Here is a 20,054-nt window from a genome sequence, read left to right on the forward strand (position 1 = left end):
CCAGATTTACCGAATCCTTACCATTTCTTTCAGCAAAGATTACCGATTCCTGTACGCACTCAGAGTAGATTAGCCCTTTTGATATTTACTTTGGCACTGATGCATTTATTAAGGACCAATTCCCCTGATGCAATCACGATTTTTCACCTTTCGCCGCATGGCTATTATCGTTGGCGCCGTGTTCGCGGCTGTGCTGATTTACCTGTTTTTATCAAAACCGGCCCCAGCACCAAACTATATCACCGCAACGGCGGAAGTGGCCGATCTTGAGCAAACCGTGCTGGCAGACGGCACAATTGAAGCGCAAAAACTGGTTAGCGTTGGCGCACAGGCTTCGGGGCAAATCAAAGCTCTGCATGTCGCATTGGGTGATAAGGTCAAAAAAGGGCAGTTGATCGCAGAGATTGATGACCTCACCCAACAGGATGCGCTGAAGAACAGCGAAGCCGCATTGAAAAATGTCCAGGCGCAGCGGGCAGCCAAGCAGGCTGAATGGAGAAATAGCACCTTAAGCTGGCAACGTCAGCAGATGCTGATGAAACGCGGCGTGGGCGCACAGGCCGATTATGACAGCGCCAAAGCGACGCTGGACGCCGACAAAGCCAACATCGACGCGCTGGATGCACAGATTGTACAGGCACAGATTGCCGTTAATACCGCACAGTTAAATCTGGGCTATACCAAAATCGTCTCCCCGACAGATGGCACCGTCGTTGCCATTCCGGTGGAAGCCGGGCAAACCGTCAATGCGATTCAAACGACCCCCACCATTGCCAAAGTAGCCAATCTGGACACCATGACGATCAAAGCTCAAATTTCAGAAGCCGATATCGTTAAAGTGAAAACCGGTATGCCGGTCTGGTTCAGTATTCTGGGTGAACCCGATAAACGCTATGAGGCGAAGCTTAGCTCAATTGAGCCGGCGCCAGACTCTATCGATGATGATACGACGACGTCGTCCAGCTCGAGCAGCAGTACCACATCCACCAGTAGCGCGATCTACTACAATGGCCTGTTCGATGTGCAAAACCCTGAAGGCGTCTTACGCATTTCGATGACAGCTCAGGTTTATATCCTGCTGTCGTCCGTTAAAAGTGCCGTTGTCGTACCGGCTACCGCGCTGAGCACCCATGATGGGAAATGGTATGTCCAGGTGGTTGACGCGAATAAAAAGGTTGAATCCCGAGCCGTTACCATTGGGCTGAATGACAACATCCGCACCCAGATTCTCTCGGGTATCAGCGCGGGCGAACAGGTGATTATCAGCCAGCAATCCGGTAACACGGCCACGACCCACCCCGGTCCGCCAATGGGGAGGTAATCGATGTCCACGCCATTACTCAAGCTGACCAATATCACCCGGCGCTTCGCCAACGGCGAACAGGCCGTCACCGTATTGAAAAACATCAACCTGACGATCAATCAGGGTGAAATGGTTGCGATTGTCGGCGCATCGGGTTCCGGGAAATCCACGCTGATGAACATTCTGGGCTGCCTGGATAAACCGTCGGCAGGCGATTATCTGGTCGCCGGACGCGCCGTAGGTCAACTGAGTAACGATCAGTTGGCTGAACTGCGCCGGGAACACTTTGGTTTTATTTTCCAGCGTTACCATTTGCTGGGCGATCTGACCGCACAAGGCAATGTCGAAGTCCCGGCGATTTATGCCGGAAAAGGCCGCGAGGCGCGGCGTCAACGGGCAGCAGAACTGCTTACCCGACTGGGGCTGGAAAACCGCCTGAATTACCGTCCTAACCAGCTTTCAGGCGGCCAGCAGCAGCGGGTAAGTATTGCCAGAGCATTGATGAACGGCGGCGGCGTCATTTTGGCGGATGAGCCAACCGGCGCGCTGGATACGCAAAGCGGCAACGAAGTGCTCAACATTCTTGGCGACCTGCATGCGCAGGGCAATACGGTCATTATCGTGACGCACGATATGCAGATTGCGGAGCACGCTCAGCGGATCATTGAACTACGCGACGGGGAGGTTATCGCCGATCGTGAGACAAAACCGGCGACCACCCCGCGTTCACGTCAGGAAACGTTCACTCCGCCTGTGACCTCTGCGTTGAATCAGTTCAGGGATCGCTTCGTTGATGCCTTCAAAATGGCGCTGCTGGCCATGAACGCCCAGCGAATGAGAACGTTTCTGACCATGCTGGGGATCATCATTGGCATTGCGTCGGTGGTTTCGGTCGTGGCGCTGGGCAAAGGCTCTCAGGAACAGGTACTCGCTGATATCAATTCCATGGGCACCAGTACGCTGGAAATTTTCCCCGGTAAAGATTTTGGTGACATGAACGCCAGCGCGATCCAGACATTACGCGCCAGTGATATTTCCCCTCTGTCACAGCAGTCCTATGTGCACAGCGTGACCCCCTCCATCTCAACCAGCGTCACGCTGCGCTACGGTAATATCGCGGTATCCGCGAGTGTCTCCGGCGTAGGTGAGCAGTTCTTCACCGTGCGGGGCTACACGGTAAGCCGCGGCATCATTTTTCCCCGCAGCAGCGTTGATAATCTGACGCAGGACGCCGTGATTGATGAAAATACCCGTGACAAACTCTTTCCTCATGGTGAAGACCCCATTGGGCAAGTGATTCTGCTGGGTTCGCTTCCCTGCCGGATTATCGGCGTGGTCAGCAAGAATAAAAGTGGGTTCGGGAGTGATGAAAATCTGAACGTCTGGGTGCCCTATACGACAGTCATGAAACGTATGGTCGGGCAGTCATACCTGAAGAGCATTACTATTCGGGTTAAAGACGATATTGACATGAGCGTTGCAGAACAAGGCATTACACAACTTCTGACGCAACGGCACGGCACAAAAGATTTCTTTGTCATGAATACCGACAGCATCCGCCAGATGATAGAGAAAACCACCACGACCCTGACGCTGCTCATTTCAATGATCGCGTTGATCTCGCTGTTGGTCGGCGGGATTGGCGTGATGAATATCATGCTGGTTTCAGTCACCGAGCGTACCAGGGAAATTGGCGTGCGCATGGCGGTAGGCGCCCGAACCAGCGATATCATGCAACAGTTTCTCATTGAAGCCGTGCTGGTTTGTCTGTTTGGCGGAATGCTGGGCGTCGCGCTTTCTCTGGCTATCGGCGTGGTATTTAGTCAGTTCAGCAGTAACTTCGCGATGGTCTATTCCAGTACATCCATTGTGGCTGCCTTCCTGTGCTCCAGCCTGATTGGCATCGTCTTTGGCTTTTTCCCCGCCCGTCGCGCCGCGCGGATGGAACCCATCCATGCGCTGGAGCGGGAGTAAGGCTGAAATCACGCCTCTGCGGCCCCCCACTGATGGGCCGCAGAGGCGCGGTTCAGGAACGCGCCAGCCTCATTTTTTCCTGGCGCGGACGACTGACCGTCCGGTGCCTGAAACGACCATCAACTGAATAAAAAAATAAACCCTGGTGTTAGCAATAATTAAATAACAAATATAATCAACTAATTTTATTAATTTACTATAAAACAACCATCTTGTTACTATCAGGACGTTAGCCATGCCAACGGCGCCATGACCAACTGCGGGAAAATCACCAGCAGGAATAATACGACGAACTGGGCCAGCACAAACGGCCACACGCCTACCAGAGCCTGATTCATAGAAAGTCCGGCAATTCCCCTGACCACATTTAATACATTCCCGGCCGGCGGTGTTAATAATCCAATCGCGTTATTCATAATAAACAGCACGCCGAAATAGACAGGATCAATACCAGCTTGTACCACAACTGGCAATAATACCGGGGTGAGAATCAGAATGGTTGGCGTGAAATCCATAAACATTCCGATAATAATGATAATCACCATCATGATCAGCAGCATCACCATGGGCTTATCACTAAAAGGACGTAGCATATCAGCGAATTCCGCTGGAATATTGGCAACGGTAATCATATAAGCGGATAGCATTGCGGCAGCAACCATCAGCATAATCACTGCGGTTAATTTAGCGGCATTCAGACACAATTCAAAAATATGACGTAACTTTATTTCCCGATAAATCACGACGCCGACAAAAAGCGAATAAACGGCGGCAACAACCGCAGCTTCTGTCGGTGTAAACAGCCCCATTCTCAAACCGACAATAATAATTACTGGCAGCATTAATGCCCAGACACTGCGACGTGTTTCGAGCCAACGCTCGCGCAAACTGACTTTCGGAAAAACTTTCAACTGGCCTATTTTATCAGTACGCCCCATCAATATATACCAGGTCACCACCAGAGAAAGAGCCATTAATAAACCGGGGACAATACCAGCCATAAATAATTTCGTAATAGAAACGTTGCCAATAATTCCAAATAAAATCAACCCGACTGACGGCGGCAACACCGGAGCAATAACACCGCCAGCCCCCAGCAAACCAGCAGAACGCCCCAGATCATAGCCCCCCGCCCGCATCATCGGTAATAGCATGGCAGCCAGCGCGGCCGTGTCGGCCACTGCCGAGCCGGACAGGCTAGCCATAATCAGGGCGGCAAAAATGACCACATAACCAAGCCCACCGGGAACATGACCGACCCAAGCTACCGCCAGATTGACAATACGCTTTGACAATCCACCCGCCAGCATAAACTCACCGGCCAGCAGGAAAAAAGGGATCGCCAGCAATGCAAAATTATCAGCACCAGGAATAATGGTTTGAATAATAATTTGTGGATCAAACATCCCCTGGGACACCATTAACACCACACCACTGAGCAACAGTGCGAATGCCACTGGAACGCCTAATGCCAGAGCACCTAACAGGGTGATAATAAATAGGGTTATAATCATATTTTATCCTAAATTAACTGACAGTCTAATATGGTGGCATATGGCGAATCACACCGAATTATTCTATTTCAGCATCTATCTCTTCGGATTTCTTTTTCCCGCCGGGCGCCATTGAGTACTCATCCTCACTGACTTTATTCATCAATAATCGAGAAATATTATAAATACATATTAACGCCATACTTCCTGATGAAATATAAATCACCCCATAGACTAACAGTAGCGGAACACCGCTGACCGGAGCAGGATCGTCGACAAATAATTCATGTTGTAACCAGAAACCATAAAACATCAGCACACAGCAAACCATAACCAGTAGCTGCGCTATCCCCCAACATATTTTTCGAGATAATCGGGGTAATAGCTGCTGTACGGTATCCACACTTAAATGACGCTGATCGCGCGATGCGCTAATAACACCTAAAAAAATCACCCAGAAAAAGCAGAACCGAGATAGCTCGTCAGAAACAGGAAAGCCGGAATGAAAACCATATCGCATAACCACATTGCCAAAAACCATCACCACCATACTGATGATGCATATCACCAAGATAATATCCACTAACCTGAATAATTTATTTATGATATAAGCCATATATTCCTCATTACCAGCACGGCTATCGGTATAGAAATATTTATCTTCTATGTATCAAGGTCCGACACGCTGCCGCCGGACCACAGTAAAAACCGTTTAGCCACTCACTTTATTGCACTGTCTGCTGGCGAACTTTCTCTATCTCATCAATAAATTTTTTGACAAAATCAGCGCCGATAATATCGGTATGTTTTTCGATAACCGGCTTAACAACGGTACGGATTTTATCCAGTTCTTCTGGCGGAAGAACGCTGATTTGCATACCAGCCTGTTCCAGTTGATTAACCGCATCGTCAGCCTGACGTATTTCTTCGGCGCGCTGGAATACCTGAGTTTCCTGAGCAACTTTCTGAATAATATCCTTCTGCTGAGGGGTAAGCGCATCAAACCATTTCTCCGCCACGACCAGCACTACCGGGGTGTAGACATGACGAGTAACGGTAAAATATTTTTCGACCTCGTATACTTTGTTCTGGTACATATCAACCACCGGATGCTCATGCCCATCCAGTACCCCGGTTTCCAACGCCGTAAAAACTTCGGTATAAGAAAGAGGAACCGGATTCATACCGATAGTCTGGAAACTGTCGATCGCCACTTTCGTCGGCATCACGCGAATCTTCAGCCCTTTCATATCGGCCATGGTATTCACCGCATGTTTATTGTTAGCCAGGTCACGAAATGCACCGCCGCTCCACGTTAATCCATGCAGCCTAAGTTTCGACAGATTCTTCAGCATCTCCTGTCCAATGGGACCATCCAGAACGTTGGCGACTTCGTCATGGTTCTGGAATAAGAAAGGAAAGTCGAAAATCTGCAACGTTTTTTGTCGGCCGGCCAACGGTGAAACGGATCCCAGATAAAATTGTTGTACGTTGCTCTGGGTAGCCTGCAACATCTGTTGCTCCGATCCCAGCGAAGCGGAACCGAAAACATCAATTTTAATTTCGCCATTGGTGGCTTTATTGACTTCATCGGCAAATTTCTGCATGGCAATGCCACGCGGATGATGATCGGTAAAGCTGTGTCCCAAACGGGCTGTTTTTACGGTCTGAGCACTACCCATCTGGGCAAAGGTTACGCAACAGAAAGTAATCGCAGCGATCAGTCCGGTTTTCTTTAATCCGACAAACGGTTGAAATGGCATAGTAGACTCCGTATTTATTATCGGTCAGAGGTATTTGTTATCGTTATCGGCGCCGCCGGTGCGGGGACAGGAAATCGCACCCTCGTTACCAGAGGCAAAATTACAATACGGCCAGCCACCCACCATCAACATAGACGATCTGTCCATTCACATAGTCCGAAGCGGATGAGGACAGATAAATCGCCGTACCGATCAACTCTTCCGGATGACCCCATCGTTTAGAGGGGTTGCTGGCTTTCACCCAGGCGTCAAACTCCTGATTTTCAATCAGCGCCGTGTTCATATCGGTAAGAATGTAACCTGGGCCGATGGCGTTGGTCTGAATATTAAACTCCGCCCATTCCGCGGCCATGGAGCAGGTGAGCAATTTAATCCCTCCTTTGGCGGCGGTATAAGGCGCGACAGTAGGACGGGCAGCCTGACTGGTGAGTGAACCAATATTGATGATTTTCCCGCCCTTTCCCCGGGCAATCATGCGTTTTGCCGCCGCTCGTGAAACAATAAATGTGCTGGTCAGGTTGGTATCAATCACGCGTTGCCATTGTTCCAGCTCCAGATCGACCATCGGTTTACGATATTGTATACCGGCGTTATTGATCAGGATGTCCACTTGCAGGCCTTGCTGATCCAGCGTGGCGAATGCACTTTCTACCGCGTCTTCGCTGGTGACATCAAAGGCGATGCTATGTGCCTGATACCCTTTTTCGCGCAGTTTTTGTACTGATTCATCCAGTAACGTTTCTCGTATGTCGTTTAAGATCACACGGGCGCCGGCAGTGGCTAGCCCTTCAGCATAGGCCAAACCCAGACCACGTGCGGACCCCGTGACCAGTGCCGTTTTTCCAGTCAAATCAAACAGAGCAGACATAGAAAATCCTCATTTTTATCATTAAGAGAGATGAACGCCATTGACTTGTATGACATCACTCATATTTAACTTGTTCTACGATTACTTTTAAATCAACAGACATCGGTTAATTTTGCAGAACCGATCACAAAACTAACTTACACTTCCTTGTCTACATTAAAAATATTAAATTAATATTTTGATTTTAATCAGTTATTTTTCATTTCAAATGAAAAGACATAATACTTAAAAGCTTCTTCAACAATTAATTGAACAATGATATAACTAAAATAAACTTGTAGGACGACTACCAACATTGCAACAACAATAGCCAGACGTTGGTTGTTGGTGGAAAGCCGGACATACAACTGCGCACTGGACAGTGAAATATAATATTTAACTTTAAAAATAAGGAGTTACTGTGAGTAATATAAAGATTACTGCGGTGAAGACGATCCTGACAGCGCCAGGCGGTATTGACCTGGCGGTAGTGAAGGTTGAAACCAGCCAACCGGGTCTTTATGGGCTGGGCTGCGCGACCTTTACCCAGCGCATTCATGCGGTTAAAACGGCTATTGATGAATATATGACGCCTTTCCTGATCGGTAAGGATCCAACGCGTATTGAGGATATCTGGCAGTCTGCCTGCGTAAGTGGTTACTGGCGCAGCGGCCCGATTATGAACAACGCTTTGTCAGGCGTAGACATGGCGCTGTGGGATATCAAAGGCAAACTCGCTGGCATGCCGGTCTATGAATTGCTGGGGGGTAAATGCCGTGACGGCATTCCTCTGTATGTCCATACCGATGGCGGCGACGAATTTGAAGTCGAAGACAACATTCGCACACGCATGGAAGAAGGATACCAATACGTCCGTTGTCAAATGGGTATGTACGGCGGTGCGGGCACTGATGATCTGAAATTGATCGCCACACAACTGGCACGAGCGAAAAATATCCAACCCAAGCGCTCACCGCGTACCAGCACACCAGGCATCTATTTCGATCCCGAGGCCTATGTAAAGAGCGTACCGCGTCTGTTTGAGCATCTGCGAAACAAACTCGGCTATGGAATCGAGTTCATCCATGATGTCCATGAGCGTGTGACGCCGATTGCCGCTATTCAATTGGCAAAAACATTAGAACAATATCAATTGTTTTACCTTGAAGACCCGGTAGCGCCTGAAAATATCGACTGGTTGAAGATGCTGCGCCAACAGTCCTCCACACCGATTTCGATGGGAGAGCTATTTACTAATATCAATGACTGGAAACCGCTGATCGCCAATAATCTGATCGACTATATTCGCTGCCACGTCAGCACAATAGGCGGTATTACGCCAGCGAAAAAACTGGCAACGTTAAGTGAAATTCATGGCGTGCGAACAGCCTGGCACGGCCCCGGAGATATCTCACCGGTAGGTGTTTGCGCCAATCTGCATCTGGATTTGAGCGTAACCAATTTTGGCATTCAGGAATACACGCCGATGAACGATGCGTTGCGTGAGGTCTTCCCCGGTTGCCCAGAGATAGAGCAAGGCTATGCCTATCTGAGTGAACGTCCTGGATTGGGAATCGATATCAATGAGAATAAGGCTGCGCAATATCCTTGTATTGGCGGTATCCCGTCCTGGACAAATGCCCGCACTCCGGATGGTACGGCGTCTCGTCCTTAAGCGGTCAGGCAATGGCTGCTAGGCAGCCATTTTCAAGCACTCATTCGGCGGCGTCTGATTCCTGCTGCTTCAGCTTTTCAATTGCTGTCACATTCTCTGACATCGCCTCATCAAGCACCGCGACAGCCGTTGAAGAGTCGCGGTTCTTAATCGCCATAAATACCTTAATGTGAGCCTCGACGCTCTCAAGTGAGATACCGAGCGCGCGATTCAATTCTTCCAAATAATAGTAGTAAATATCCTTAATGGAATTCATCACATTATAAAAAACTTTATTCTGAGAAGCTTTCGCGATAGCCAAGTGAAAATCGAAATCGGCCTGGGAATATTTTTTATAATCGTCTTTGTTTATCAGCATACGATTCAATGCCTGTTCCAGCGCCGCAATATCCTCTGCGGTGGCATTCTGAACCGCTAATTCCATGCATTTGAATTCAACGGTTTGACGAAATACCATCATGTCATGAAACTCTTCTCTGCTGAGATGCATGATCGGCTGCTGTTCATTGAACAAACTATGGTAATTGAGATTTTTGGTAACGAAACTGCCCTTCCCCTGTTGGGTAATCACAATACCCAGATCGCGTAATCGCTGTACTGCGCTGCGGATGCTGACACGGCTAACGTTGAATGAGGTAGTAAGTTCAGACTCAGAGGGAAGTTTACTGCCCGGCGGCCAACTGCCATCCAGCAGTTTTTCCTTAATCTGCTCATAAACGGCATTGACCACATTGTGTTTCTGGATTGATTTAATGCTCATGAAGCCTATCGCATATAAGTTGTCCTACAACATATTATTGATATAGCATGCGGGGTGCGGCATGTGAAGTCTTCGCTGCTGTTTTGTGTTCTGAATCTAACTGAAAATTGACCGCACTCACTCTTAAATCCCTTTCCTGGCGCACCATGGCATTATATGGGCATGACTCCATTCTTGTTATGCTTTCAGAAAGCATCAAACACGTGCGTCGATAAATAGCGATCGCCACGATCGCAGGCTATCGCCACAATCATACTGCCCGGATTTTCTGCCGCCAGACGTAATGCGCCAGATACGGCCCCGCCGGTGCTGACGCCGCAAAAAATGCCTTCTTTACGCGCAAGCTGACGTAGCGTGTTCTCCGCATCCGACTGTGAAACATCCATGATGCGATCGACGAGATCGGCGCGGAAAATCCCCGGCATATAATCCGCGGTCCAGCGACGGATGCCGGGAATATGGCTACCTTCCGCGGGCTGTAATCCCACCGTGCAGATTTCATGATTCTGCTGTTTCAGATAGCGGCTGACGCCGGAAATGGTGCCGGTGGTTCCCATGCTGGAAACAAAATGCGTTAATTTACCCGACGTTTGCCGCCAGATTTCCGGGCCGGTGGTTAAAAAATGGGCGAGCGCGTTATCCGGATTATTGAACTGGTCGAGAATTTTACCCTCGCCCGACTGCGCCATCTGACGAGCTAAATCGCGCGCGCCCTCCATTCCCAACTGACGGTTGACCAGCACCAGTTCCGCACCATAGGCGCGCATCGCCATCTGACGTTCATGGCTCATATTTTCTGGCATCAGCAGGCGCAGGCGATAACCTTTCACCGCCGCGATCATCGCCAGCGCAATGCCAGTATTCCCGCTCGTCGCTTCAATCAGCCGGTCACCGGGCGCGATCTCACCGCGTTTTTCCGCCTGCTCGATCATGGAAAGCGCGGCACGATCCTTGACTGAACCCGCCGGATTATTGCCCTCCAGCTTCAGCCAGATTTCGCTGTCCAACCCCTGCGTCAAACGCTGTAACTTCACCAGCGGGGTATTGCCAATACAATGCTCAAGTGTTGTCAAAAAACCTGTCCCCGTAAATATCATGTTCGACGCTTATCAGATATCCACCGCCCCTTAAATGCCCTGGTTATCATACCCCGTTATTCATCATTCGGACTACTTCTGACGGATTTGTACAGATCGGCGGAAAGGAAGAGAGCGGTAAGACAGGCGGTCCCGTCATATGACGGGACCGCTGCAAAAACAGGAGGGATTACAGCGTCAGCAGACGAGTCAAAGAAGGCGCAAAGAAATAGCTGCCGCTCACGGCGCGGGTAAAGCGCAGCATGTCGTCGCGCTTGCCGTCCCGCTCACCAAACATGCTGAGCAATTGCTGCTCGATATTGTGCAAGCGCGCACAATAGGCGATGAAGTACAACCCATGTTTACCGCTTGCCGTACCGTAAGGCAGGCTCTGACGCAGGATCTTCAGCCCTTTTCCATCTTCTTTCAAATCAACGCGGCTGAGATGCGAGGTGACAGGGCGCTGTTCAGCATCAAGCTCTTCATTATCCTGCTTGGTCCGGCCAATTATCCGTTCCTGCTGTTCAACGCTAAGGCGCTGTAACTGCTTCAGGTTATGCTCCCAGCGTTGGACAAAGACATAGCTGCCGCCGGCGTCGGGTTGATCATCGGGGATAATCGCCACCGTTTGGCGATCTTCACCCTGCGGATTCTCCGTACCATCGACAAAACCGCTCAGGTCACGATCGTCTACCCAACGAAAGCCATGCGTTTCTTCTTCGACATGAATGGCATTGCCAAATGCCGCCAGCGCGGCCTGCGCCAGGCTGAAATTGACATCATGCCGCAGTGACTGAATATGGATCAGCAGATCGCGCTGGGTTGCCGGCGCCAGACCTTTACCCAATGGCGTGAAGGACTTGAGCTCCGCCGCGCTGTTTTGGCAATCCAGATCGCGCCAGATATCATTGCCAAACGCCAGAACCGCGCCCAGTCCGGCATCAGGAAACTGCCGCTGCAAGTCCGACAGTGTCTGACAAAACTTTTTGCATCCCTGCCGGATGGCATCAAATTCCCCCTGGACCATGGCTTCCATAAAAATGGCAAAACGGCGATGCTCCAGCAAAATACCGCTTTGAATTGGTGTCATTTCTGCTCCCTCAATGTCAGATTCTTCTTTTGTTGTTATTTTTAATACAGTTGCGACGTCGGATGCCGACGCAATGCCGCTATCATACCGGAAGATGCCTGATTTTTACTTTGCGTGAAAACAAAATTAGTCTCGTGCCTGCGCATGCCAGACGATCTTGCTCACCCGCCACCCCTGGAGAATATCGTCGGACGGCATCAACCCTTCCGGCCCGCTCCATTCGCCTGAAAACAGGTAGCTGACATGTTTACTTTGCGGCGCGACGCACTCGACGCTTTGCGCGTCATCGCCCTGCCCCAGCTGACATGAACCAAATGCCTTGCTGTAAGACGAGGCAAAGGTATCCCCGAGTTTAACGCCCCACGCGCTGTTGATAGCGCTATCCATTACCTCGACTTTCTGGACGCTACTCCGGGGCTTGCCGCTGATGACCAGCTTCACGTCCTTGCCGTCCAGCGCCTGATAAAACGCCACCAGTTGACCATCGGACGTGCCCATACCGCTGCGAAGCTGATAACCGCCATTCAGTGCTTTTTGCAAAGCCGCTTCGGACAACGGCGTTCCCGCATTAATGCCGCCGACTCCCGCATCCGACACCTGCAATGTGCTGCCGAACCAGTTAAACGGCGACAAACTGGACCAGGAAAAATTGGCCAGCGTACTGCACCCGGTCAGTAATAGCGGTAAACCCAATAACAGGGGGCGAAGTCTCATTACATTTACTCCTCAATATTGAACGGCGTCGGTCTTTAACCGTCATCACCTGATGAGGTGTTTGAGTATAAGGTTGACGGAAAGTGCCGTAAAAAACAGGATAGTCACGGTGAGGATTATAGGGACAATGCGACGAGAAACCTACTCGCCCGTTGGTTTCCCGGAGATCGGGGAAACCAACGGACAAAATGAACTCTATCAGGCGTGTTGAAAAGCCGTCAGGTCATATTGGTGAGGGAACATATCATCCAGCTCATTCTGATGCGTGACCGCGACCACCGTACACATCGGCAATTCCTGTTTGATCAACAGCAGCAGCTTCCTCGCCGACGCATGGTCAAGGTTGCTGGTGGCTTCATCCAGATACAGCGTTTCCGGTTTGGCGATCAGCGCGCGGGCAAACGCCAGACGCTGCCGCTCGCCGCCGGAAAAAATCCGATCCCAGTTCCGTTGCTCGCTCAGCTTGTCGCGCCAGACGCTCAATCCGACTTTATCCAGTATCTGACTCAGATATTCGCTATCAGTCAGCGCGGGCTGCGGATAGCACAGGATTTCCGCCAGCGAGCCATGGCCCAGATAGCTTTGCTGAGGCAACAGTAAACTGCGTCCTTCAAGCGCCTGCCACTGACCGTCGTAATAAGGCCAGAGTCCGTTCAGGGTGCGCAGCAGCGTCGATTTTCCTAATCCGCTATGCCCGGAAAGTTTGCTCCAGCTCCCCGCTTCACAGCTAAACACCACGTCCTGAAGCAACGGGGTTCCCTGCGGCGTCGCAAAAGAGAGTTTATCCACCTGTAGCCGTCCACCAACCGGGACGTCTCCTGCTTCGGACTGACAACGCCGAATCTCCTGTTTGAACTGGCTGAGACGCTCCATACTGGCGGACAGCGTCACCATCTCAAGATACATGCGGATAAACCAGCTCAGCGCGATATGTACCTGATTAAACGCGCCGCGGATCTGCATCAACCCGCCCAGCGTCACCGTTTTACTGAGAAACGCCGGCAGCGCGGCAAACACCGGCACAATCTGGCTGACGCGCATATAGCCGGTGGTGAAAAAGCCCAGGTTACGTTCGGCGTTCATAAAACGCCGCCAGTTGGACACGATAAAGGAGAAATGGCGTTTGAGGTGCATTTTCTCCTGTTGCTCGCCGCCATACAGCGCGATTTGTTCGGCGTTATCATGCTTGCGCAGCAGCGCGGCGCGGAAATCCGCTTCGGCACGCTGCTTTTCATAATTGATGCCGTGCAGTTTCTTACCAATAACATGGGTCATCACGCTGCCAAACAGCGTGTAAAGTATCACCACCCAGACCAGATAGCCTTTGATCACCCACTCCTGCCCGAACAGGGTAAAACGCTGAACGCCCGAGAGTTCCCACAGAATAAACAGGAAAGACGAAAGCTGCGCCGCCACGATCAAAAACGAAACCGACAGGCTGACCACTTTATCCACAAACAGATTGATATCCTCGGCGATACGCTGATCCGGGTTATCGATTTTGCCGTTCAGCGACATGCGATAGAACGCCCGCTTCGCCATCCAGCTATTGACCAACTCCTCGGTTAATACGCTGCGCCAGCGAATAATCAGCAGCTTGGTGAACCATTCCTGATAGACGAACACCGCGATATAAATCAGGATGTAAACGCCATAATCTTTCATCAGAGAAAACAGCAGGCCGCTGTTGAATGCCCCCAGCGCATCGTAAAACGCTTTGCTCCATTCATTAATGAGCACATTGAGATAGACGATCATCCCGCCCATCGATACCGCTACCAGCAATAACAGCCATGCCTTCCAGCTTCCCGCGCCCCACCAGAAAGGGCGGCAGAGATCGCCAAGCTGCGCCATAATTTTTTTCATTCCTGCGCCTCGCGTGGCAATGAGATATACAGAACGCTATTCTGCGGGTTGAACAACCGTGTCGACATGGCGCGCACGCCTTCCAGCGTAATGCTGTCCGCCAGTTGGGCGACATCGGTCAAATAACGCGGATCGTCATAGTGGCGATAGCTCAGGATCAGACGACGCTGTATTGTCGGAAGATCGTGCCGACGCCCTTGTTCAGCGCGGATAAACTGCTGCTTTTGCTCATCCACATCTTCCCGGGTAATCTTCGCCGGCAGTTCCGCGAACACCCGCTCCGCCAGTTTCCATAGTTCCTGCGCCCGCTCAGGCGCACTGGTGAAACTGACTTCGGTTTCAATGCGCTGCCTGCTGTCCTCCAGCCCGCTGTCCAATCGCATGCGATAAATGCCGAGTGCGTCGTCACGCAGGCTGGCTTTGAGATATTTATCCGCCAGATTACGGGCGATACTCACCTGAACCGCCGCCTGCGGCGTCCAGGTATAAGGCGTGAAGCTCCAGGTACGAATGTCGGCGCGGGGCTCAATGCTGATCGGTGACAAAACCTCGCGTCTGCCTTCCCGCGCCAGATGAGATCGGATCTCTCCGATCGGACGGCGCGGAATCGACGCCAGATAACGTTCAACCTGCGGTAACAGTTGTTCGCCGTCCATATCGGCCAGCAGATAATAAGTCACGGGTGCGGCTGAAGCCTTATGCCACTGCGCCATCAGCGTGGAGGCCGTGAGCTGCTTTAACTGGGTAATTTCCGGCTCCTGCCAGGCGGGAGGACCAAAACGCAGCATGGCTATCTCGCGCGAACGCATATCCATCACCGATTGTTCGCTGTTTATCCGCTGGCGCACCAGCCGCATCATGCTCTCTTTCATCACATCAGGATCAATCCCCGGGGAAACATTCAGCGCACGATACAGCCCCAGCAGATCGGCCAACTGCTCGACCGACGCCTGACCGCTCATCGTTAACCGATCCGCTTCCTGATTGATACTCAGCGACAGTGATTTTTCCTGTTTCCAGTTTTTCAGATCTTCTGCACGCCAGTCAGCCGGACCACTTTGGGAAACCAGCTGGCTTGCCAACTGTGATTGCCATGGATTCAGCGAACCTGCCATGTATCCTGCCTGACTAATCGCGGTCAGATAGATCTTTTTGTCAGCCTCTGGCGTACGCAGCCATACCACGCGATCGCCGTTACTGAGCTGCCATTGTTCCACGTTTTGTTCAGCAACGATTTTTACCGCCGTACGTTTCCCGCTTTGCGTTACGGAAGGCAATTCAGGAATAACTTTCGCCTCCGGAACGCGCGGCGGCGTCAGCGCCGCCATCGCCCACTGTTGTTGCTGTGCCCGGATAGCATCGGGCTGAGGCAATGTGAAGGGCGTGACGCCCGGTACGCTGAACTGGACCAGCGTATCGGTTGCAGACAGCCAGTTTTGCAGGTGTTTATTGACGTCTTGCGGCGTAATGGAAGCCAAAATAGCCATCACTTCCTGAGCTCTCTGTCGGCTTCCGACATACGGGCGTCCTTGCAGCCAGACCGTCGCCAGCTGTTGCACCCAATCAGCAAAATAACGCTTCTCAGGTTTGCTGACCATCTGCTGAGCGGCTTCACGTATCTCAGATTTGATGTCAATAATGTCGCGTTCACGCAGCGGATAACGTTTTACTCTTTCCAGCTCCTGCAACAGCACGGACAGCGCGACATCATGCCCCCCCGGCATAACATCCGCGAAAAATCCCAGAGCAACCGTGGTTTTGCCAATATCCGATTTACGCACCACCAGACTACCGACTTCCGGCGGCAACGCCGCTTTCTGTCGGCGCACCTGGCGAGTCAAGGCAGAAAGCGTAATCTGATTAAGCAGGCGATGACGAAGGTTTGACTGAACGTTCGCGTCGTTACCCTCAAAGCGATAGACGAATGACACCTGGCTGCTGCCGCTCTGGCTATCCTGCAACCGCATCACGTTCAACTGTGGTTGTAAACGCGGCTCATAATAGTCCCGCTGCGGGACGGCAACGTTCGGCAAAGCCGAAAAAACGCGCTTAATCTCGCGCTCCGCTTCTTCTATCCGCACATCGCCAATCAGCAACAGACGCATATTCGCCGGGCGATACCAGCGTTGATAAAACGTCTGCAACACGCTGGCCGGCGTTTCTTTAATCGATTGCTCCGACCCCATCACCGGGCGGGAAGGGTAACGGGAGCCGTGGCGAATAGCCTGTACTCGCTGCTGGTTCATCCGCTCCGCCACGCCCAGTTTGCCACGCCACTCTTCGAGAATGATTTTACGCTCATCGTCCAGATCGCGCGGTAGCAGGCTGGCGTGGCCGACCATTTGGTTCAGCGCCTGCAACGTAAACGCGAGATCGCGACCGCCCGCCGGCGGACTCATCATGTACGTCGTCCGCTCATAGTTGGTCATGGCGTTATAGTGCTGCGCCCTCACCCACCCCTGCTGATGCAGGGCGGTGCTCACGCCCTGTGGGAAAGCCTCGCTGGCGCGGAAAACCATATGTTCCACCATATGCGCCACGCCAGACTCATTATCCTGCTCATCAACCGAACCCACTTCGACGCTCAGACGGATATCTACCCGTTTTTTCTGCCCTTCCAGCGGCACCAGCGTATATTTAAATCCATTCGCCAATACGCCTTCTTTTATTATCGGTAACGGACTCTTTATTTCTTCAGCCTGGCTGATAGCGCTGGCGATTAACAAACTGATGGTTATCGCCAGCCGATAAAATGTCTTCCAATTCATAACGACCTTTCATTTTTCTTATTTTCACGCTGAGGCTGTCCTGACATGCAAAAAAGCCTTATCCCGCTACGCCGGACACTCGGCGTAGCGGTTATGGGGTTTTACCAGGTGTAGGCGACCCCCAGCCAGAACTGGCGGCCGGGCTTGTAGGAGATAACACTGGTATTGGAATTTGCGAAGGTCTGAGAGGCTTCCACTACGTTATCAAACACGTTCAGCACATCCAGCGTAATATCTACCGTCTGGTTTTTATAGACCGGTTGCGAGTAGGCGAAACGCCAGTCATAGGAGAAGAAATCGCTATACTGCACTCCGGCATATATGGTCGGTCTGATGGGCTCACCCGAATAATCACCGCACAAGGCATCGGCCCCCGGGCAAGTGATATAGCCAGAGTTGAGATATCCTTTATAGCCGGAGGTATAGCTCAGCCGCTGCCCCCAGGTCAGACGCGCAGCGGGAAAATAGGTATCCACATTCAGGAACGCCTTCCACGGCGTGTTGAAGTTCAGAGGATCCATATCGCGTCTCTGCATCAACTTCTCGTTAAAGATAACCCAGACATCATCCTGATTATTGTCATCATAGACCATCTGAGAGCTGGATTTGTTCTTCATGATATTGGCGCCCAGCGCCCACTTCACTTCCGCCCACTGGAACTTATACGGACTGATCGGCTCAACCGTCAGAGAGAAGGTATTGCCTTCGGTGCTGGCGCTGTTGCTCAGGTAATAGTGCCATTTATTATTGGCATCACGATAACTTTCCTGGCCGAACTGCTCACGGCCTTTACGATGCACCCATTTTACCGTCCAGATGGTATCCATCACACGCTGCGACAGTCCCAGACTCAGTTCATCGCTAAATGGCGTATTCAGACCTGAAACATCATAGGTCGCCACGTTGGGCGTAACTGGCGCGCTCCAGTCGCCGCTGGCGCTGGTTCGCGTTTGAGTGTAGCGCTCGTTGATGCCCGACCGTAGCTTATAAGCCAGCATATTCTGCGCATAATAACGGTTGGCACCGCCGAACACGCGAGTGGAACGATCGCCAAACACATCATAAGAGGCGGCCAGACGCGGCGCGATATTCAGGTTTTCCAGATAATCGTCATAAGACAGGCGCACGCCCGGCGTCACCTCCAGACGTCCAAACGTGATGCTGTCCTGAAGATACGCGGCATAGTTGGTATAATCGCCTTTAACAGAACGAGCCGGATATACCGTGCGGAAGTAAGCGAACTGTTCACCATCAATACACATGGCATCACCCGCCTGACAAACAACGCCGGCATTGACATATCTTGCATTGGCAGACACCTGGCCGACATAAACATCGCTGAAGCGGCGATATTGCGCGTTATAGAAATCCATCTGCCAGCCGAAATCCAGCTGATGCTGCGTGCCCCACAGGGCCAGCGGATTCAGTTCGTAATCCTGTTTCAGCGTGGTGGTGTTTTTTTCCGTGGCATAGGTGCCATACCCGCCGATCTGGGAAGCGTTAGCCGTCGTTTGCCAGTCAAGCGCATCAGAGGTAAAACCTAACGTCGGACTGTAGTAAACCCAATTCATGAACACATCGGATTCATGCTCAATCTTGTTCTGCTCATGCTGATATCCCGCCAGACTGGTCATTTTCCCCCAGTTGGCGTTATGCTCCCATTCAATATTGAAGCGATAACCACCCCCGGTATTGGTATAGGAACCGTCTTTCACATTTTGCTTGTAATATTTGGACTCATGCGGCGCGTACATGCCGGTCAGGCGCACGGTATCGCCGTTGTCGGTCAGGTAAGTGCCTTTCAACAGGTAGGTTTCGGCAATTCTTTCCTGATCCGTCCACTGATCCAGCCAGGTGTGATAGTACGGGATATCTGACTGCTGGCGGTTATAGGCAAAAATAAAGCCCGCCTTATCGCTCAATGGTTGGTTAAAGGTGGCCGTGTAAAACTGCTTCTTGAACTGCGGTTGGTAATAAACCTGGGTTGCTGATTCAAAATTTTCCCGATTGTCCGCGTCAACATGATAACGCGTCCAGCTATCACGCGTGGTGCGATAAGAAATTCTTCCTGACGCCTTACTAAGATCCGGATCTTTCAGCTTGGCGTCCACCACCCCGCCGGTGAAATCGCCATATTTGGCAGAGACATTACTGTCAAATACCTCCAGTTGTTCAATCAGTTCGGAATTAATCCAAAAGGATTGCGCGCCGCCAGCCGGTAAATCCCACGGGTTATAACCATCGGGATTTTTAGGCAACCCCGTCTCCTCATAACTCCCGCCGCTGGCGCCGGGATTCAGATTATTATTGTTTGACAGACCATCGATCATGTAATTGTTCTGGTAAAACTTCTCGCCGTGAAACGACACATTCTCCGGTGCGATTTCCCCCGGCGTATTGCTGTTTTCCGCCACTTTGGAAAACTGCACGTTGGGATTGTTTTTCAGCAGTTCCGTAATCGATCCATTGCCAGTCGGCAACTTACTGATTTGCTCGGCATTGATAATCTGCGTCCCCATCGACTGACTGGTCGGCGTGGAACGGACTAAAATCGTGTCTTCACCCTCATCCTGGGATGCGTCATCCAGAGAATCATCCTCTGTTTCAACATCCGTTTTCTGCTGATTGTTATTGGTTGACGTATCATTCTGCTGTGCGAGCGCCGGCCCGGTTAATAATGCCACCAGCATCACTAAATAGACGTTTTTATCCATTTATTCAAAAT

The 20,054-nt window shown here is 51.2% G+C and carries 14 protein-coding genes; 3 read left to right on the forward strand and 11 right to left on the reverse strand.

Translation table 11 applies throughout. The features are described from left to right. Positions 1–127 precede the first annotated feature (127 nt). Both B4923_RS11505 and B4923_RS11510 read left to right on the forward strand, forming a co-directional pair. Positions 128–1,321, forward strand: a complete 1,194-nt coding sequence (locus tag B4923_RS11505) for an efflux RND transporter periplasmic adaptor subunit (protein ID WP_109054512.1) — start codon at positions 128–130, stop codon at positions 1,319–1,321. Positions 1,322–1,324: 3 nt separating this feature from the next. Further along, positions 1,325–3,277 (forward strand): MacB family efflux pump subunit, encoded by a 1,953-nt coding sequence (locus B4923_RS11510; protein WP_109054513.1) that lies wholly within the window; start codon positions 1,325–1,327, stop codon positions 3,275–3,277. A gap of 221 nt (positions 3,278–3,498) precedes the next feature. Here B4923_RS11510 and B4923_RS11515 read toward each other — a convergent pair whose 3' ends face one another. From B4923_RS11515 to B4923_RS11530, 4 genes are all read right to left on the reverse strand, one after another. Next, positions 3,499–4,791, reverse strand: a complete 1,293-nt coding sequence (locus B4923_RS11515) for a TRAP transporter large permease (protein ID WP_109054514.1) — start codon at positions 4,789–4,791, stop codon at positions 3,499–3,501. A gap of 58 nt (positions 4,792–4,849) precedes the next feature. Beyond that, complete coding sequence (locus tag B4923_RS11520) at positions 4,850–5,386, reverse strand: TRAP transporter small permease (RefSeq protein ID WP_109054515.1); 537 nt, start codon at positions 5,384–5,386, stop codon at positions 4,850–4,852. Positions 5,387–5,495: 109 nt separating this feature from the next. Next, positions 5,496–6,533: a DctP family TRAP transporter solute-binding subunit gene (locus B4923_RS11525; RefSeq protein WP_245929564.1), complete on the reverse strand. Its 1,038-nt coding sequence runs from the start codon at positions 6,531–6,533 to the stop codon at positions 5,496–5,498. Between the two features lie 100 nt (positions 6,534–6,633). Next, positions 6,634–7,401, reverse strand: a complete 768-nt coding sequence (locus B4923_RS11530; protein ID WP_109054516.1) for an SDR family oxidoreductase — start codon at positions 7,399–7,401, stop codon at positions 6,634–6,636. Between the two features lie 400 nt (positions 7,402–7,801). Between B4923_RS11530 and B4923_RS11535 the strand changes: the two genes are divergently transcribed. Next, on the forward strand, positions 7,802–9,055 hold the full coding sequence (locus B4923_RS11535; RefSeq protein ID WP_109054517.1) for an enolase C-terminal domain-like protein: 1,254 nt from the start codon (positions 7,802–7,804) through the stop codon (positions 9,053–9,055). Between the two features lie 40 nt (positions 9,056–9,095). On the opposite strand, the gene B4923_RS11540 is transcribed toward B4923_RS11535, so the two are convergent. From B4923_RS11540 to B4923_RS11570, 7 genes are all read right to left on the reverse strand, one after another. Continuing rightward, positions 9,096–9,815: a FadR/GntR family transcriptional regulator gene (locus B4923_RS11540; RefSeq protein WP_109054518.1), complete on the reverse strand. Its 720-nt coding sequence runs from the start codon at positions 9,813–9,815 to the stop codon at positions 9,096–9,098. Between the two features lie 185 nt (positions 9,816–10,000). Then, the gene (gene cysM, locus B4923_RS11545) at positions 10,001–10,888 is read right to left on the reverse strand and encodes a cysteine synthase CysM (protein ID WP_109054680.1); all 888 of its coding nucleotides are present in this window, start codon (positions 10,886–10,888) and stop codon (positions 10,001–10,003) included. A 193-nt stretch (positions 10,889–11,081) separates the two neighbouring features. After that, positions 11,082–11,981 (reverse strand): Dyp-type peroxidase, encoded by a 900-nt coding sequence (locus B4923_RS11550; protein ID WP_109054519.1) that lies wholly within the window; start codon positions 11,979–11,981, stop codon positions 11,082–11,084. Between the two features lie 126 nt (positions 11,982–12,107). Beyond that, a complete protein-coding gene (locus B4923_RS11555; RefSeq protein WP_109054520.1) occupies positions 12,108–12,695 on the reverse strand; it encodes an RpoE-regulated lipoprotein in 588 nt (195 codons plus the stop codon). Between the two features lie 198 nt (positions 12,696–12,893). Then, on the reverse strand, positions 12,894–14,561 hold the full coding sequence (locus B4923_RS11560; protein ID WP_109054521.1) for an ABC transporter ATP-binding protein/permease: 1,668 nt from the start codon (positions 14,559–14,561) through the stop codon (positions 12,894–12,896). Further along, entirely contained in the window at positions 14,558–17,329 is a 2,772-nt protein-coding gene (locus B4923_RS11565; RefSeq protein ID WP_109054522.1) for a M16 family metallopeptidase, read from the reverse strand. The genes B4923_RS11560 and B4923_RS11565 overlap by 4 nt, the downstream gene beginning before the upstream one ends. 101 nt (positions 17,330–17,430) lie before the next feature. Beyond that, positions 17,431–20,043, reverse strand: a complete 2,613-nt coding sequence (locus B4923_RS11570; protein ID WP_109054523.1) for a TonB-dependent receptor plug domain-containing protein — start codon at positions 20,041–20,043, stop codon at positions 17,431–17,433. Positions 20,044–20,054 lie beyond the last annotated feature (11 nt).

Source organism: Brenneria roseae subsp. americana (assembly GCF_003115815.1).
GTDB classification, from domain to species: Bacteria; Pseudomonadota; Gammaproteobacteria; order Enterobacterales; family Enterobacteriaceae; genus Brenneria; species Brenneria roseae.

What these genes read in the sequence shown, in the direction of transcription:
- B4923_RS11570 (WP_109054523.1), bottom strand. Translation starts at nt 20,043, where the DNA reads ATGGATAAAAACGTCTATTTAGTGATGCTGGTGGCATTATTAACCGGG.
- B4923_RS11565 (WP_109054522.1), bottom strand. Translation starts at nt 17,329, where the DNA reads ATGAATTGGAAGACATTTTATCGGCTGGCGATAACCATCAGTTTGTTA.
- B4923_RS11520 (WP_109054515.1), bottom strand. Translation starts at nt 5,386, where the DNA reads ATGGCTTATATCATAAATAAATTATTCAGGTTAGTGGATATTATCTTG.
- B4923_RS11510 (WP_109054513.1), top strand. Translation starts at nt 1,325, where the DNA reads ATGTCCACGCCATTACTCAAGCTGACCAATATCACCCGGCGCTTCGCC.
- B4923_RS11560 (WP_109054521.1), bottom strand. Translation starts at nt 14,561, where the DNA reads ATGAAAAAAATTATGGCGCAGCTTGGCGATCTCTGCCGCCCTTTCTGG.
- B4923_RS11555 (WP_109054520.1), bottom strand. Translation starts at nt 12,695, where the DNA reads ATGAGACTTCGCCCCCTGTTATTGGGTTTACCGCTATTACTGACCGGG.
- B4923_RS11540 (WP_109054518.1), bottom strand. Translation starts at nt 9,815, where the DNA reads ATGAGCATTAAATCAATCCAGAAACACAATGTGGTCAATGCCGTTTAT.
- B4923_RS11515 (WP_109054514.1), bottom strand. Translation starts at nt 4,791, where the DNA reads ATGATTATAACCCTATTTATTATCACCCTGTTAGGTGCTCTGGCATTA.
- B4923_RS11550 (WP_109054519.1), bottom strand. Translation starts at nt 11,981, where the DNA reads ATGACACCAATTCAAAGCGGTATTTTGCTGGAGCATCGCCGTTTTGCC.
- B4923_RS11525 (WP_245929564.1), bottom strand. Translation starts at nt 6,533, where the DNA reads ATGCCATTTCAACCGTTTGTCGGATTAAAGAAAACCGGACTGATCGCT.
- B4923_RS11505 (WP_109054512.1), top strand. Translation starts at nt 128, where the DNA reads ATGCAATCACGATTTTTCACCTTTCGCCGCATGGCTATTATCGTTGGC.
- B4923_RS11530 (WP_109054516.1), bottom strand. Translation starts at nt 7,401, where the DNA reads ATGTCTGCTCTGTTTGATTTGACTGGAAAAACGGCACTGGTCACGGGG.